Raw genomic sequence first — 15,394 nt, forward strand, 5'->3', positions numbered from 1 at the left:
GAGCTAACGATCCCAGAAATAATTGCCAACAAGATAGAACAAGGCGATGATAATGCCCCAAATCACCCCCAATAAATGTGCTTCGACTAAAATGGGGCTTCCAATTAATTCAGCCGTTCCCGTATTGCCCACGGTATTTTCCCACACCAATTTTGCCAAAATCAGCAACAATACAAAGGCTGCAAAATTTCGCTCCCGTCGATACATCAAATGCACACAAGCGACCGCGACATAGGCACCATGCAAGACACCAGATAATCCGGCATAGGCTTCAATATCGGGTAAGAAAAAATAGAAACTTAGACTGATTAAAGGAGATAAAATCAATAAAATGGCAACAAAATGCCATGTCGAAACTCGTGGGAAAATAAACGGTAAGCAAATAAAGGCCAATATATTTAAAACAAAATGAATCCAACCGACGTGAACCCAATGTGCGGTCCATAAGCGCCAAAAATCATGAAATAAGTCATCTTGCCAATAGATAAAATAATCTTTAAATACCTGTAGCGAGGCACAGATCGAAACGAATACGGCAAGAAAGACAATTTTCGGTATTAAAAATTGTAGTTTCATTTTCGCTCCTCCTGTACCTCACTTTTAAACGCTATTGCAAAGATTAATTTGCAGCTGTGCCACTGGTTTCAATATCACCACTAAACAAATCATCGAGTTCAGAACTATTGGCACTTTCATCCCAGAAATGTTCCATACCATCATCAGCCGTACGAACGCCTGTATGTTCAGTCCAATAACGATCTGAAATCCCTTTCACCATGCTTTCAGCCATACTATCGATGAGCTTAAATTGTGGGTTAACAGGTTTCTCATCGCTACGCGCTTGTGCAAAGGTACGTAAGGCATCACGGATTTTCGCATCATCGCCACTGGCCTGTGCAGCAACCGCATATAAAGCATGTGACAGTCTCACACCCTTTTGCTCACCAATTTGCGTAGATTGTTTCAATGTTTGGTATGGATCAGGTTTTCCATCACCTGCACCCGGCAATAACGTCCAGATCACAGCGCGGGTTGCATTTGGTGCGCCCCAGAATTTTTCATTATTTAGACATACCATACCGCGTTCAACAATCGCAGCAATGTCTTTAGGAACGTTTACCGCCCCACCTGAGTTAATATCATTGGTCATGGCCTGTAAGCCACTTAACATTCCCAACATATACACTGTTTGGTCAATGTCGCTGTTCATTTTTGGACAGCCTTCACCTAGACTTTTCTTATACTTCTTTTCAAAACGATCTTGAAATAATTGATAGCCGGTATATTGACGCTGTGCCGCAAGTGCCGCCCAACGCTTTTGCTCAACACGGGCATCCTGTGCTTCGGTTACTTGGTTAGCTTTAGATGCACGTAAATAACGTAACTCTGCATCCAAGGCTTTTTGTTCTGCACAAATCCCTGCTGCTGAATACATCAACACAGCCACACGTGTTGGGTCTGCGCCCATATCTTTGGTGGCCATAATGGCTGGGGTTAATGAATTACCTGAATTACACACCATTTCAGCATCTTCCATGGCTAAAATTGGTGGCACAATATGTTTTTCGGTAAATCCGAGTGCAACATTAGCACCGGTTTTTACAACCTGTGAACAACCCGCGAATAATGTACTTGTTATTGCTACAACTGCCACACCCTGGCATATTTTTTGGACGCTCGACATTTTCCTGTCCTCTATAATTGTGTTTATGTCCATCACGACAAACATATCAGAAGCAAAAAATGAATAAAAGAGTATTTGCTCTAATTTGAACGACACACTGTGCCATGAATCACGCTGAATGCAATTGACTGATTTTTTAGAAAGACTAAATTTTAGGCAAAAAAAAAGTAGCATAGCGACGGTTCGGCACATGCTACTTATTAACTGTGAAAGCGTTTGACTGCTTATTTTTGAGTTAACTGTTCCTTCAGCACTGTTCCTAGTCGTCCTATAACAATTGCTAACACAATCGCTATTACCAGAAACATCCAAGTTGGCATCATCATGATGATTTCCTTTAACGGCTGTTGGTAAGGCTAATATATAGGCAGAGAATCACCGCACAGCTTAAAATTGTCAGACAATTTAAATATTTTGCCAATAAATTTCAATCCTGTCAGACAAGATTATTTTACCCACAACATAAGATAATGAAATATTTTCATTTTATTGAATTTTAAAAATAAAGGCTGTCTAACAATTAGATCATTTTGGCCAATACTTTGAGTGATTTCCACTGTTTCAATGACAATTGATCGCGCCAAATAATCACTGGTTTTGCACGCGCATGCATAAAATACACCACGATATACATTTGATGATCCAAAATATGGCTAATTTGAACGCGTTGCACCGGACGGTTGAGTCGTTGCAAAGACCAATCAGTTCCATCCAAATAATCTAGACTGGTGACGTGTAAATGCTTACGGAAAAACAATACATAAACCACTAGCCCGATGAGGAAAAATATCCCCCAAAGCATGGGTGTTAGTAACTGATAAAGCAGCGTCATCAATACCGCAAAAATAAAAAACTGAAACGCATGCGATAAAAAACTGCGTTTCAGTTTGAATTGCCGATTATCCATGAACGTAATGTTTTAATTTTTGAATAAACGTTTTTAATTCAGGACGTGGCGGTTCACTAACTTCCATAAACCAATCCAACAAATCTGGATCTTCTGCAGCAACGAGTTCTGCAAACATGTCTTTTTCAGCTGCATCGGCTTGTAAATAGTAATTTTTGACGTAGGGATCAAAATAAACATCAATCTCTTTTAAACCACGACGTGCGCGGTAGATCACTTTACGCTCTTCTAAGCTGATTTCATCAGTCATTGTCTTCCCCAATCGTTGAACCCGTCTAGTGTAACTCATCCACCCCATTGAAGTGGAGTGTTTTCAAAGATTGACCGAATGCTTCAACGCAATTCTTGCTTTTGAATGTTCTGCACATTGCAGTCACACGCTGCATCTTATAACTTGAAGACAAAGCCATAAAAATGAATAGGATATTCAAAATGCAATCTGGAGCGATTCGCCCACTCAATAACATGCTGCCACGTCAATTATTTAATGCAGAGCATGATGCATTTCGTGAAACAGTACGAAAATTTTATGAAAAAGAAGTTGTGCCCAATATCGAAAAGTATGAAAAACAACAACATGTAGACCGTGACTTATGGAATAAAGCCGGTGCCATGGGCTTGCTTTGCCCGACCATGCCCGAAGCTTATGGCGGCTATGGTGTAGACCGACTCTATAGCATGATTCTGATTGAAGAGCAGGCCTATGCTATGGACTCCTCTACCGGCTTTTCACTGCACTCCGACATCGTGGCCAATTATATTCATAACTTTGGCAATGAAGAACAAAAGTTGCATTGGCTGCCGAAAATGGCATCTGGCGAAACCGTGACTGCCATTGCAATGACCGAACCGGGCACAGGTTCAGACCTACAAGCGGTACGCACAACCGCTACAGAAGATGGCGATGACTATATTATTAATGGGTCAAAAATCTTTATCACCAATGGCTATTTATGTGACATGGCAATTGTGGTCTGCAAGACAGGTAATAGTGAAAAAGGTTCAGCTAATTTATCGTTAATTATCGTCGAGGCAGATCGCGTCGGTTTTAGCAAAGGCAAACCTTTAAATAAAATTGGCATGAAAGGTCAGGATACCTGTGAACTGTTCTTTGACAATGTCCGCGTCCCTAAAAGCAACTTACTTGGCATGCAAGGTATGGGCTTTATGATGCTGATGAAGGAATTGGCTTGGGAACGTATGTTGGTCGCGATTATTTGCCAAGCAGGTGCAGAAGCAGCCTTTGCGCACACTGTTCAATACACCAAAGAACGTAAGGCATTTGGCAAGACCGTATCAAGTTTCCAAAACACACGTTTTAAATTGGCAGAACTACGTACTGAAATCGATTTTTGTCGAGCTTATCTAGATCGCTGTATGGAACTACAACTTGAGGAACAGCTCGGTATTGACGCTGCAGCCGCTGCTAAATACAAAATTTCAGAAATGTTTTCCAAAGTCGTGGATGAATGTCTGCAGTTGCATGGTGGCTATGGCTATATGCTTGAATATCCAATTGCACGGGCTTATATTGACAATCGAGCCAATCGTATCTACGCCGGTACCAATGAAATTATGAAAGAGCTGATTTCCCGCTCTTTATAACAACAAAGCCCATCATCGGATGGGCTTTTATATTCTTTCGATATCAACTTAAATCATTCACAAAATCACAGATGAGTGCAGCGACCAATGCGGGTTGCTCTTTGTGCGGCATGTGATGAAGCCCTTCCAAAATCTCTAGCTCAGCATCACCTTGTATACCCGAAAAAAGTTTCTGAGCTTGTGCTGTCGTCCCGTATTCATCCAGTTCTCCATGGATGATCAAGCTTGGACACTGTACTTTTCCAACATATTGCTCGAGGTTCCATTGACGAAAACTCGGTGAGAGCCAAGTTTCAGTCCAAGCATCCAAAACCCATTGGGCTTTATCCCCATGGTATTTAGCCAAGCGTTCAAGCTGTCCCGGCTGCGCAAAACCTGTTTTGGCTTCACGTATACCCGATAATGTCAGTTCTTCCACTTCATACTGCGCAGCTATGGTAATCAGACCATGACATTGTTCTTGATATTCAGTTGCAATGACGACTGACATTCCCCCGCCAACACTATGCCCCATCACGATAAACTGTTGAATGGAATAATGTTGAAGAAGTGCCTTAAAGCCCTGCCGCGCTTCAGCATAGACAAAATCTGTACTTAATAGATGAGGATTCGCTGACGATCGGCCAAAACCCAATCGATCATAGGCAATCACCGTTCTGCAAGACTCAGCAGCCAATTGCGCAGGAAAATCACGCCACAAATCAACACTGCCTAGTGAATCATGCATCAATATAATCGGAGCCAAAGTTGCATCTTTATCCGTAGTTTCAGGCTGCCAAGCTTTGGTATATAGCTCATAAGCATTTAATTTTATAAATTCTGAATGTTCTTGAATATTCACATTAACCCTGTGTGCTTTTCCTTATTTCAACATGATATATTTTTCAACAAATAAAGCGCATCAAATAAAACCCTAAAGTCACATATCTAAAGCAAAAAAAAGGAGCATGATGCTCCTTTTTTATGTAACTGACTTAAGAAACTAATCTGGGTTTAGCCGCTAGTTGATCAGACTTTTTTTCAAATTTCAGCACCCCATCTTCAAATGAAGCATGCTTTAATTCTTTACGATCTGCCAAATAGTTATTACTGACTTTCCACGGTGCATGTTTACCCTGTTTTGGCATCACATCTGCCGCACGTGCAATATAGCCTGAAGTCAAGCTTCCCATTACTGTATCTTCTAACAACTCGGTCGCATCGCCTTGTGGAATCACTTGGTTATAACCATTTTGATCCATATAGTTAATCAATTTACAGATGTATTCAGAAGCAATATCGACTTTTAATGTCCATGAAGCATTAATATAGCCAATAATCATCGCCATATTGGGTACATCACTGACCATCACGCCACGGTACAACATATGTTTAGAGGTATTTAATGGCTGTCCATCGATTGTGGCACTGATCCCGCCTAGAATTTGAATGTTGAGTCCTGTAGCTGAAATCACCACGTCCGCTTCTAAATGTTTACCTGATTTTAATTGAATGCCATTTTCAGTAAAACTTTCAATTTGATCGGTTTCAACAGATGCACGGCCTTCACGTAAAATTTTAAACAAATCACCATCTGGCACCACACAAAGGCGCTGATCCCAAGGATTGTAATCTGGGGTAAAGTGCTTCATATCCACTTTACCTTTCAACTGCAACTCAATTGATTTTAATAAAAATTTACGGAGTAATTTAGGTTGCTTTTGTGCAATAGCATAAACAGCCCGTTGGACACCGATATTTCGTGCACGGGTAAGTTTATAAGCAACATCTTCAGGTAATACTTTACGCATTTTGTCGTAAATGATGTCAATAGAAGGTACTGAGGCAATATAGGTCGGAGAGCGCTGTAGCATAGTCACATGCCCTGCACCGCCTTTTGCCATTGCTGGCACAAGGGTAATTGCTGTTGCGCCACTACCAATAATCACAACTTTTTTGCCTGCATAATTAAAATTTTCAGGCCAATGTTGTGGATGAATGAAGGTACCTTTAAAGTTTTCCTGCCCTTTAAACTCAGGTTGGAAACCTTGGTCATAATTATAATAACCCGTACAGCCAAAGACGAAATTTGCAACCCAGGTTTGTTGTTTCTTCTTCGCATCTTCAATAACAACAGACCATTTACGAGTTTGTGAATCGTAGTTCGCACTCACAACACGGTGCTGAAAATGAATTTTTTCTTTAATCTTATATTCATCAATCACTTCAGAAAGATAGCCTTTAATCGAAGACCCATCAGCAAGCACACTAGATTTTTTCCACGGCTTAAAATTGAAGCCAAAAGTTGACATATCCGAATCAGAACGAATACCCGGATATTTAAAAAGATCCCATGTACCACCGAAACTTTCACGTCGTTCAATAATTTCAAATGAACGATTTGGACAATTTTTTGAAAGATGAGCAGCCAAACCTACACCAGAGATCCCTGCACCTACAATGAGAATATCAACTTGTTTTTCCATGTTGTTCTTTTAACCTATCTTAGATTTATATTTATTAAATCACATTTTTGACAATGCACAATGTCAAGTTTAAGCAAAAGGCGATTTATTTTTATCTTTTAAGGACAAATTGAATTATTGTCTAACAATATACAGCCAATACAAAACTGCAGGCATTAAAAAAGGTCGGTTAAAAACCGACCTTTTTTAGAACAACGTACGCTGCTCTTCACGAAATTAGTTAACTTCGCGATCTACTAGCTCAACGTAAGCCATCGGTGCAGCATCACCTGCACGGAAGCCCGCTTTAAGAACACGTAGATAACCGCCGTTACGTTCTTTGTAACGAGGGCCAAGAACGGTAAATAATTTACCAACAGTTGCAGCTGAACGAGTACGAGCAAACGCTAAACGACGGTTTGCTACAGAATCGACTTTAGCTAAAGTGATTAAAGGCTCAGCAACACGACGTAATTCTTTTGCTTTAGGAACAGTAGTTTTAATTAACTCGTGTTCGAACAAAGAATTAGCCATGTTTTGGAACATCGCTTTACGATGACTGCTTGTACGGCCTAATTTCACACCACTATTACGATGACGCATGGTGATAGTCCTACTTAATTAACGGCTACGATAAGCAAAGCGATCGTCCATGCGGAGGCTAGCCGGTGGCCAGTTCTCTAAACGCATGCCCAATTGCAAGCCTTTCGATGCCAGAACATCTTTAATCTCAGTCAACGATTTTTTACCTAAGTTAGGAGTTTTAAGCAACTCAACTTCAGTACGTTGAACAAGATCGCCAATGTAGTAAATATTTTCTGCTTTCAAACAGTTAGCAGAACGAACAGTAAGCTCTAGATCATCTACTGGACGAAGCAAAATCGGATCAACTTCTTCACGAGGTTCTTGAGCAACTGGTGCTTGATCTTTCTGAAGATCAACAAAAATTGCAATTTGTTGTTGCAAGATTGTTGCCGCTTTGCGGATTGCTTCTTCAGGATCAACAGTACCGTTGGTTTCAAGATCAATGATCAATTTATCAAGGTCAGTACGTTGTTCTACACGAGCGTTTTCCACTGTGTAAGACACACGTTTGATTGGGCTGTAAGAAGCATCTAATTGTAAACGACCCACTGGGCGAGTTTCGCCTTCAGGGAAGCGTGAATCAGAAGTCTCATAACCACGACCTTGAGAAACTTTCAGGCGCATTTTTAATGAGCCAGAAGCACTTAAAGTACCGATCAAGTGTTCAGGGTTAACCACTTCAACATTGTGTGGTAAACGAAGGTCAGCGGCTGTAACGTCGCCAGGACCTTGTTTTTCCAATGTCAGATAAGCTTCATTTTGATCGAACAGCTTAATAGACAATCCTTTTAGGTTCAGCAAGAGCTCGACGATGTCCTGCTGCAAGCCTTCCAAAGTACTGTACTCGTGCTCGACACCTTCAATCTCTACTTCAACCACGGCTGCGCCAGGTAAAGAAGACAAAAGGATACGACGTAAAGCATTACCAAGAGTATGACCAAAGCCACGCTCTAATGGTTCTAGAATAACTTTTGCCGAGGTCCCGCTTGCCGCTTCGACCTTGATCGCTTGCGGAGTTAGAAACTCATTTGCAGTACGCGTCATTATTGCTACCTCAAGGATTATTTAGAATACAATTCTACAATCAAGCTTTCGTTGATTTCAGCAGGTAAATCAGAACGATCTGGTGCAGCTTTGAACGTACCTTCCAATTTAGAATGATCAATTTCAATCCAAGCTGGAATGCCACGTTGAGTCGCTAACTCAACTGCGTTTTTGATACGCAATTGTTGTTTAGCACCTTCGTGAACTGCAACAACGTCACCAGCTTTAACTTGGATAGACGCGATGTTAACACGACGACCATTTAAAGTGATTGAACGGTGAGATACAAGCTGACGAGCTTCTGCACGTGTAGAACCAAAACCCATGCGATAAACAACGTTATCTAGACGGCTTTCAAGAAGTTTCAACAAGTTTTCACCTGTTGCGCCTTTAACACGAGCAGCTTCTTTGTAGTAGTTACTAAATTGACGCTCTAAAACACCGTACATACGACGTACTTTTTGTTTTTCACGTAATTGTAGTGAGTACTCAGATTGTTTGCCGCCACGAGCGCCACCATGTTGGCCAGGTGCTTTAGCAGCTTTTTTTGTTTTGACGTCAAATGGTTTAACGCCAGATTTTAATTGCAGGTCTGTCCCTTCGCGGCGAGAGAGTTTGCATTTTGGACCAATATAACGAGCCATGAATGTTTCTCCTTACACGCGACGTTTTTTAGGTGGACGGCAACCGTTGTGCGGGATTGGCGTCACATCGGTAATGCTGTTAATTTTATAACCCACTGCACCTAAAGCACGAACCGCAGATTCACGACCTGGACCAGGACCTTTTACAAGGACGTCCAAGTTTTTCAAACCGTAATCTAAAGCAGCTTTACCAGCAACCTCAGCAGCTACCTGAGCAGCAAACGGAGTTGATTTACGTGATCCACGGAAGCCTTGTCCACCAGAGGTAGCCCAAGCCAGTGCATTACCTTGACGATCGGTAATAGTCACAATGGTGTTATTAAAAGAAGCGTGAATGTGTGCAACACCTTCAGAGACGGTACGAGTGACCTTCTTGCGTGTGCGAGTATCTTTAGCCATCTTTTAGCTTCCAGAAATCTTATTTCTTAATAGGTTTGCGCGGACCTTTACGGGTACGTGCGTTAGTTTTGGTGCGTTGACCACGGACAGGCAAGCTGCGACGATGACGAAGACCGCGGTAGCAGCCTAAATCCATTAAACGTTTAATGTTCATGGAAATTTCGCGACGTAAATCACCTTCGGTAGGAACCTTAGTAACTTCTGCACGAATCGCATCAAGCTGAGCGTCATCTAATTCACGAATTTTAGTTGTTGGTGCAATACCAGCAGCAGCTAAGATAGCTTTTGCAGTGTGGCGACCAATACCAAAAATGTACGTTAGAGAGATAACAGCATGCTTGTTATCCGGAATGTTTACACCGGCAATACGAGCCATTCAATTTTCTCCAAAAAGGCAGTTAAGATAATCAACCGCCCGACAAAATCTTTGAGGGGCGGATAATAACCTAATTAGCCTACTGAAATCAACAGGTCTTGATCAGATTAACCTTGACGCTGCTTATGACGAGGTTCTGCGCTGCAAATTACGCGAATAACCCCATTACGACGGATAACTTTACAGCTACCACAAATTTTCTTTACAGAAGCTTGAACTTTCATAATGAAACCTCTAAGTGCGCTTATCCTTTCGGATGAGCAGTCGTTTTACGCATTAACGATTGATTGTCATATTGATGCGATGTGAGATGAGCTTGGAGCTGAGCCATAAAGTCCATCACCACCACCACTACGATCAGTAAAGACGTACCACCTAAGCTAAATGGAATACCAAATGAGCTTTGTAGAATCATCGGCATTAAACAGATGATTGTGATATAAACCGCGCCAATAAAAGTCAAACGATTCAAAATATGATCTAAATAGCGTGCAGTTTGCTCACCAGGACGAATACCCGGTACATAAGCACCACTACGTTTTAAATTCTCTGACACTTCTTTCGGACTAAATACTAGCGCAGTATAGAAGTAACAGAAGAAGATAATTAATGCACCAAATAGCACCAAATACATCGGTTGACCCGGCGACAATACGAGTGCCAAATCTTGTAGGCCACGTTTAATCACGCCAGCATTTGGGTCTGCACTGCCAACCCATTGCCCTAAGCTCGCTGGGAACAATAGCAATGAACTCGCAAAAATTGCAGGAATCACACCCGCCATATTAATTTTTAATGGCAAATGTGTTTGCTGAGCAGTAAATACACGACGACCTTGCTGTTTTTGAGCATAGTTTACTGGAATGCGACGCTGCGCCTTCTCAATAAACACAATTGCTGCTAACACTGCAACAGATAGCAATGCAAAGATTGCAAGACCAATTAAACTTGATTGGCCATTATCTACTGAGGTTAAAGATTGCAGAACCAAGTTCGGCAAACCAGCAACGATACCAGCGAAGATGATCATGGAAATACCATTCCCTACTCCACGCTCAGTAATTTGCTCACCTAACCACATCAGGAACATTGTACCTGCAACCAAAGAAGTTACAGCAGGAACGTAAAAAGCAAGTCCACTAGTCAAAGTAATATTTTGACTAATCAGACCTGCACACATCCCAACGGCTTGCACAAGTGCAAGAAACAATGTGCCTTGTCGCGTATATTGATTGATCTTACGCTTACCTTGTTCGCCTTCTTTCTTTAAAGCTTCCAGCGAAGGAACAACCGTAGACATTAACTGCACGATAATCGATGCAGAGATATACGGCATAATCCCAAGAGCAAGAATTGACATACGCTCTAATGCACCACCTGAGAACATGTTAAACAAACCAAGGATCGTACCTTGGTTTGCATTAAACAGATTCTCTAGTGCGGCATTGTTAATGCCCGGTACTGGAATATGTGCTCCCAGTCGAAAAACCAACAACGCCCCGATGAGGAACATCATACGGCGAATAATTTCACGATATTTCACATGAAAAGGTTGGCCTTTCATCATGTTAACATGACCTGTCGAACTAGGAGTCATAGACACTGGGGATTACTCCTCGACTTTACCGCCAGCAGCTTCAACAGCAGCTTTAGCGCCTTTAGTCAATGCAACACCTTGAACAGTGAATGCACGAGTAATTTCACCAGAAAGTACGATGCGTGCACGCAACATATCTTTACGTACAACGTTAGCAGCTTTTAAAGTTTCAAGAGACACGATGTCGCCTTCAACTTTAGCAAGTTCTGATAAACGTACTTCAGCAGTTTTCAAAGCCATTTGGCTAGTGAAACCGAATTTAGGTAAACGACGGTATAACGCAGTTTGACCACCTTCGAAACCAGGACGTGTACCACCGCTCTTACGTGAGTTTTGACCTTTGACACCACGGCCACCAGTCTTACCAACGCCAGAACCGATACCACGGCCTAAACGAAGGTTGTCACGCTTAGCACCTTCTGCAGGTGCAATTGTATTTAAACGCAGAGTCATGGCTTATTCCTCTACACTAACCATATAGTAAACTTGGTTGATCATACCACGGTTAGAAGGCGTATCTTGCACTTCAACTGTATGACCAATACGACGCAGACCTAAACCTTTAAGGCTAAGCTTGTGATTTTTCAAGCGGTGCGATGAAGATTTAGTCTGGGTAACTTTAATCGTTTTCATGATTGATTACCCTTGAATTTGTGCTACTGATAAACCACGTTTCGCAGCAACTTTCTCAGGAGAAGTCATATCACGCAAACCGTTAAAAGTTGCGTTTACTACGTTAGCAGCGTTAGTAGAACCATAACACTTAGTTAATACGTTACGTACACCTACAGCTTCTAAAACTGCACGCATAGCGCCACCAGCAATTACACCAGTACCTTCAGAAGCAGGTTGCATGTAAACGCGGCTTGCACCGTGACGAGCATTGATAGGGTGCTGAACAGTACCGTCAACAAGGTCAACAGTAATCATGTTGCGACGAGCAGCTTCAAGTGCTTTAGAAATAGCAGCTGGAACTTCACGTGCTTTACCACGACCAAAACCTACGCGACCATTACCATCACCCACAACAGTTAATGCTGTGAAAGAGAAGATACGACCACCCTTAACAACTTTGGCTACACGATCAACGGCAACCAGCTTTTCAACAAGACCTTCGTTTTGTTCAACTTTAGCCATGATTAGAACTCCAAGCCGTTTTCACGAGCAGCATCAGCCAAGGCTTTGATACGACCATGATATTTGAAACCAGAACGGTCAAATGCAACTTTAGTTACACCAGCCGCTTTAGCACGTTCTGCAATTAAAGCACCAACTTTCTGAGCCGATTCAACGTTACCAGTAGTACCAGCACGTAGAGTAGCGTCTAAAGTAGAAGCTTGCGCTAATACTTTGCCACCATCTGCAGAGATAACTTGAGCATAGATGTGACGCGGAGTGCGGTTTACACACAAACGAGTCGCACCCAATGCACGGATGTGCAAGCGTGTGCTTTTCGCACGACGCAAACGGGATTGTTTCTTTTCGTTCATAAGAACCTCGCGCCTTATTTCTTCTTAGCTTCTTTACGAAGTACAACTTCGTCAGAATAACGAACACCTTTACCTTTATAAGGCTCTGGCGGACGGTAACCACGGATTTCTGCAGCAACTTGACCTAATTTAGCTTTATCAGCAGATTTAAGTACAATTTCAGTTGCAGTAGGAGTTTCTGCAGTTACACCTTCAGGAAGGTTGTAGTCGATCGGGTGAGAGAAACCAAGGTTAAGGTTAACAATGTTACCTTTAACCGCAGCTTTATAACCAACACCGATAAGCTGTAACTTACGTTCGAAACCTTCGTTAACACCTTTTACAAGGTTGTTAAGCACAGCGCGAGCAGTACCAGCTTGCATCCAAGCATCTTTAGATTCAGCTTTAGGAGCAATAACTAGAGTACCGTCTTCCTGTTTTAGCTCGACCAGCGCATGCAGGTTGAAAGACAATGTACCTTTGCTGCCTTTCACTTCGACCTGCCGGCCGTTCTGAGTAACTGTAACACCGTTAGGTACAGTTACTGGGGCTTTAGCCACACGAGACATGAGGAATCACCTATTAAGAAACAAAAGCAATAACTTCACCACCGATACCTGCAGCACGTGCAGCGCGATCAGTCATGATGCCTTTGCTTGTAGAAACAATTGCAATACCTAAACCTTGCTTAACGCTAGGAAGTGCATCTTTACCGCGATATTGACGCAGACCAGGACGGCTTACGCGTTTCACAGTATCGATAACTGGTTTGCCTTCGAAATATTTTAAAGTAATCGTTAAAGTCGCTTTGCCTTCATTGTCAGCAACAGCTACATCAGCGATATAACCTTCTTGTTGAAGTACGTTAGCAATCGCAACTTTCAACTTTGAGTTTGGCATAGAAACAGTTTGTTTCTTTGCCATTTGTGCGTTACGAACACGTGTTAGCATGTCGGCAACGGTATCTTGCATACTCATTTATAGTGCTCCTTACCAGCTTGCCTTAACAACGCCCGGTACATCACCTTGCATTACTGTTTCACGTAATTTGTTACGGCTTAAGCCGAACTTACGGAAGTAACCATGAGGACGACCAGTTAAACCACAACGGTTACGTAGACGTACTGGAGACGCATTACGTGGTAATGCTTGAAATTTCATCATCGCTTCGAAACGTTCTTCGTCTGATGCATTAACGTTTGCGATAATTGCTTTTAATTCAGCACGTTTCGCAGCGTATTTAGCAACAGTAGCTTCGCGTTTCAATTCGCGATTAATCATACCTTTCTTAGCCATATCGACCTCTTATTTGAACGGGAAGCCGAATGCACGCATAAGCGCACGGCCTTCGTCATCGGTGCGAGCAGTCGTAGTGATGGTAATGTCCATACCACGAATACGATCAATCTTATCAAAATCGATTTCAGGGAACATGATTTGTTCCTTAAGACCCATTGAGTAGTTACCACGACCATCGAATGATTTCGCAGAGAAACCACGGAAGTCACGGATACGAGGGATCGCGATAGAGATCAAACGGTCTAAGAATTCGTACATACGTTCGCCGCGTAAAGTAACTTTACAGCCGATCGGCCAACCATCACGGATTTTGAAACCAGCGATAGATTTACGAGCTAAAGTAAGTACTGGTTTTTGACCAGCAATTGCTTGCATATCAGAAAGAGCGCCATCTAACAATTTCTTGTCAGCTGATGCAGCACCAACACCCATGTTGATGGTGATTTTTGTAATGCGAGGAATATCCATCACATTCTTAACGCCCAATGTTTCTTTTAATTGAGCCTTAAGTTCGTCGTTGTAACGCGTTTTAAGTCTGGCCATTGCCTAGTCAACCTATTACTTCGCTACCGCCACTGATTCACCATTAGATTTGAATACGCGAGTTTTCACGCCTTCAATCACTTGGTAACCAACACGGTCAGCCTTTTGGGTTGTAGCATTAAAAATTGCCACGTTAGAGATATGAAGCTCAGCTTCTTGAGTTACGATGCCGCCTTCAGCGCCAGTAGCTCGGTTAGGCTTTTGATGCTTCGTTACCAAGTTAAGGCCTTCAACCTTAACACGGTCATTTGAAACAGACAAAACAGTACCTTGTTTGCCTTTTTCTTTACCTGCGATCACAATTACTTGATCGCCCTTTTTAATCTTAGCCATGAGTGCCTCTTATAGAACTTCAGGAGCCAATGAAATAATTTTCATGAACTGTTCAGTACGAAGTTCACGAGTCACTGGTCCGAAAATACGAGTTGCAATCGGCGCTTTGTTGTTGTTCAAAATAACAGCTGCGTTATCGTCGAAACGAATAACTGAACCATCTGCACGACGGATGCCGAATTTTGTACGTACAACTACAGCATTCATCACGTCACCTTTTTTAACACGTGCGCGTGGAATAGCTTCTTTTACAGTAACTTTAATAATGTCGCCAACAGAAGCATAACGACGATGTGAACCACCAAGTACTTTAATACATTGTACGCGGCGAGCACCACTGTTGTCTGCTACGTCGAGCATACTTTCGGTTTGAATCATTGCCCTACTCCAAAACCGAGCATCACCGGTCGCAATTTCGAAAGGCTCAAAGAGTACTCGAAATTGACCGATGATGCAAGAACGTTT

Annotated in this window: 24 protein-coding genes; 1 reads left to right on the forward strand and 23 read right to left on the reverse strand. The window is 42.2% G+C overall.

Going from position 1 to position 15,394, the window contains the following annotated elements; translation table 11 throughout:
• Positions 1-3: 3 nt before the first annotated feature.
• From rrtA to FTT88_RS08070, 4 genes are all read right to left on the reverse strand, one after another.
• Positions 4-576 (reverse strand): rhombosortase, encoded by a 573-nt coding sequence (rrtA, locus tag FTT88_RS08055; protein WP_168379122.1) that lies wholly within the window; start codon positions 574-576, stop codon positions 4-6.
• 43 nt (positions 577-619) lie between these two features.
• Complete coding sequence (locus FTT88_RS08060) at positions 620-1,684, reverse strand: hypothetical protein (RefSeq protein ID WP_180105594.1); 1,065 nt, start codon at positions 1,682-1,684, stop codon at positions 620-622.
• Between the two features lie 520 nt (positions 1,685-2,204).
• On the reverse strand, positions 2,205-2,591 hold the full coding sequence (locus tag FTT88_RS08065) for a hypothetical protein (RefSeq protein ID WP_078189263.1): 387 nt from the start codon (positions 2,589-2,591) through the stop codon (positions 2,205-2,207).
• Positions 2,584-2,841: a succinate dehydrogenase assembly factor 2 gene (locus tag FTT88_RS08070; protein ID WP_078189264.1), complete on the reverse strand. Its 258-nt coding sequence runs from the start codon at positions 2,839-2,841 to the stop codon at positions 2,584-2,586. The genes FTT88_RS08065 and FTT88_RS08070 overlap by 8 nt, the downstream gene beginning before the upstream one ends.
• A gap of 182 nt (positions 2,842-3,023) precedes the next feature.
• On the opposite strand from FTT88_RS08070, the gene FTT88_RS08075 reads away from it, so the two are divergent.
• Complete coding sequence (locus FTT88_RS08075; RefSeq protein WP_168379120.1) at positions 3,024-4,196, forward strand: acyl-CoA dehydrogenase family protein; 1,173 nt, start codon at positions 3,024-3,026, stop codon at positions 4,194-4,196.
• Positions 4,197-4,239: 43 nt separating this feature from the next.
• Here FTT88_RS08075 and FTT88_RS08080 read toward each other — a convergent pair whose 3' ends face one another.
• The 19 genes from FTT88_RS08080 to rplN form a co-directional block, all read right to left on the reverse strand.
• On the reverse strand, positions 4,240-5,037 hold the full coding sequence (locus FTT88_RS08080; RefSeq protein ID WP_373685350.1) for an alpha/beta fold hydrolase: 798 nt from the start codon (positions 5,035-5,037) through the stop codon (positions 4,240-4,242).
• Positions 5,038-5,170: 133 nt separating this feature from the next.
• On the reverse strand, positions 5,171-6,661 hold the full coding sequence (locus FTT88_RS08085) for an NAD(P)/FAD-dependent oxidoreductase (protein ID WP_180105595.1): 1,491 nt from the start codon (positions 6,659-6,661) through the stop codon (positions 5,171-5,173).
• A gap of 216 nt (positions 6,662-6,877) precedes the next feature.
• Positions 6,878-7,243, reverse strand: coding sequence for a 50S ribosomal protein L17 (gene rplQ, locus FTT88_RS08090; RefSeq protein WP_005012953.1), 366 nt, complete (start codon positions 7,241-7,243; stop codon positions 6,878-6,880).
• 18 nt (positions 7,244-7,261) lie between these two features.
• On the reverse strand, positions 7,262-8,269 hold the full coding sequence (locus FTT88_RS08095; protein ID WP_004650465.1) for a DNA-directed RNA polymerase subunit alpha: 1,008 nt from the start codon (positions 8,267-8,269) through the stop codon (positions 7,262-7,264).
• Positions 8,270-8,286: 17 nt separating this feature from the next.
• Positions 8,287-8,913, reverse strand: coding sequence for a 30S ribosomal protein S4 (gene rpsD, locus FTT88_RS08100; RefSeq protein WP_078189268.1), 627 nt, complete (start codon positions 8,911-8,913; stop codon positions 8,287-8,289).
• 12 nt (positions 8,914-8,925) lie between these two features.
• Positions 8,926-9,312, reverse strand: coding sequence for a 30S ribosomal protein S11 (gene rpsK, locus FTT88_RS08105; protein WP_001040166.1), 387 nt, complete (start codon positions 9,310-9,312; stop codon positions 8,926-8,928).
• Between the two features lie 19 nt (positions 9,313-9,331).
• Entirely contained in the window at positions 9,332-9,688 is a 357-nt protein-coding gene (gene rpsM, locus FTT88_RS08110) for a 30S ribosomal protein S13 (RefSeq protein WP_078189269.1), read from the reverse strand.
• A 107-nt stretch (positions 9,689-9,795) separates the two neighbouring features.
• Positions 9,796-9,912 (reverse strand): 50S ribosomal protein L36, encoded by a 117-nt coding sequence (gene rpmJ, locus FTT88_RS08115; protein WP_000867907.1) that lies wholly within the window; start codon positions 9,910-9,912, stop codon positions 9,796-9,798.
• A gap of 20 nt (positions 9,913-9,932) precedes the next feature.
• Entirely contained in the window at positions 9,933-11,252 is a 1,320-nt protein-coding gene (gene secY, locus FTT88_RS08120) for a preprotein translocase subunit SecY (protein ID WP_171263746.1), read from the reverse strand.
• A 45-nt stretch (positions 11,253-11,297) separates the two neighbouring features.
• On the reverse strand, positions 11,298-11,738 hold the full coding sequence (gene rplO, locus FTT88_RS08125; protein WP_078189271.1) for a 50S ribosomal protein L15: 441 nt from the start codon (positions 11,736-11,738) through the stop codon (positions 11,298-11,300).
• A 3-nt stretch (positions 11,739-11,741) separates the two neighbouring features.
• Positions 11,742-11,918: a 50S ribosomal protein L30 gene (rpmD, locus tag FTT88_RS08130; RefSeq protein ID WP_005012961.1), complete on the reverse strand. Its 177-nt coding sequence runs from the start codon at positions 11,916-11,918 to the stop codon at positions 11,742-11,744.
• Positions 11,919-11,924: 6 nt separating this feature from the next.
• Positions 11,925-12,422, reverse strand: a complete 498-nt coding sequence (rpsE, locus tag FTT88_RS08135) for a 30S ribosomal protein S5 (protein ID WP_067762902.1) — start codon at positions 12,420-12,422, stop codon at positions 11,925-11,927.
• Between the two features lie 2 nt (positions 12,423-12,424).
• Positions 12,425-12,775, reverse strand: coding sequence for a 50S ribosomal protein L18 (gene rplR, locus FTT88_RS08140; protein WP_067762903.1), 351 nt, complete (start codon positions 12,773-12,775; stop codon positions 12,425-12,427).
• A gap of 14 nt (positions 12,776-12,789) precedes the next feature.
• Positions 12,790-13,323: a 50S ribosomal protein L6 gene (rplF, locus tag FTT88_RS08145; protein WP_078189272.1), complete on the reverse strand. Its 534-nt coding sequence runs from the start codon at positions 13,321-13,323 to the stop codon at positions 12,790-12,792.
• 13 nt (positions 13,324-13,336) lie between these two features.
• A complete protein-coding gene (gene rpsH, locus FTT88_RS08150) occupies positions 13,337-13,732 on the reverse strand; it encodes a 30S ribosomal protein S8 (protein WP_078189273.1) in 396 nt (131 codons plus the stop codon).
• A gap of 12 nt (positions 13,733-13,744) precedes the next feature.
• On the reverse strand, positions 13,745-14,050 hold the full coding sequence (gene rpsN / locus FTT88_RS08155; protein ID WP_067762906.1) for a 30S ribosomal protein S14: 306 nt from the start codon (positions 14,048-14,050) through the stop codon (positions 13,745-13,747).
• Positions 14,051-14,059: 9 nt separating this feature from the next.
• Entirely contained in the window at positions 14,060-14,596 is a 537-nt protein-coding gene (rplE, locus tag FTT88_RS08160) for a 50S ribosomal protein L5 (RefSeq protein WP_067762907.1), read from the reverse strand.
• Positions 14,597-14,611: 15 nt separating this feature from the next.
• Positions 14,612-14,929 carry a 50S ribosomal protein L24 gene (gene rplX / locus FTT88_RS08165; RefSeq protein ID WP_078189274.1) on the reverse strand — a complete coding sequence of 106 codons (318 nt, stop codon included), beginning with the start codon at positions 14,927-14,929 and terminating at the stop codon, positions 14,612-14,614.
• A 9-nt stretch (positions 14,930-14,938) separates the two neighbouring features.
• Positions 14,939-15,307: a 50S ribosomal protein L14 gene (gene rplN / locus FTT88_RS08170; RefSeq protein WP_005012978.1), complete on the reverse strand. Its 369-nt coding sequence runs from the start codon at positions 15,305-15,307 to the stop codon at positions 14,939-14,941.
• Positions 15,308-15,394 lie beyond the last annotated feature (87 nt).

This window comes from Acinetobacter sp. YH01024, from assembly GCF_013420195.1.
Lineage (GTDB): Bacteria > Pseudomonadota > Gammaproteobacteria > Pseudomonadales > Moraxellaceae > Acinetobacter > Acinetobacter amyesii.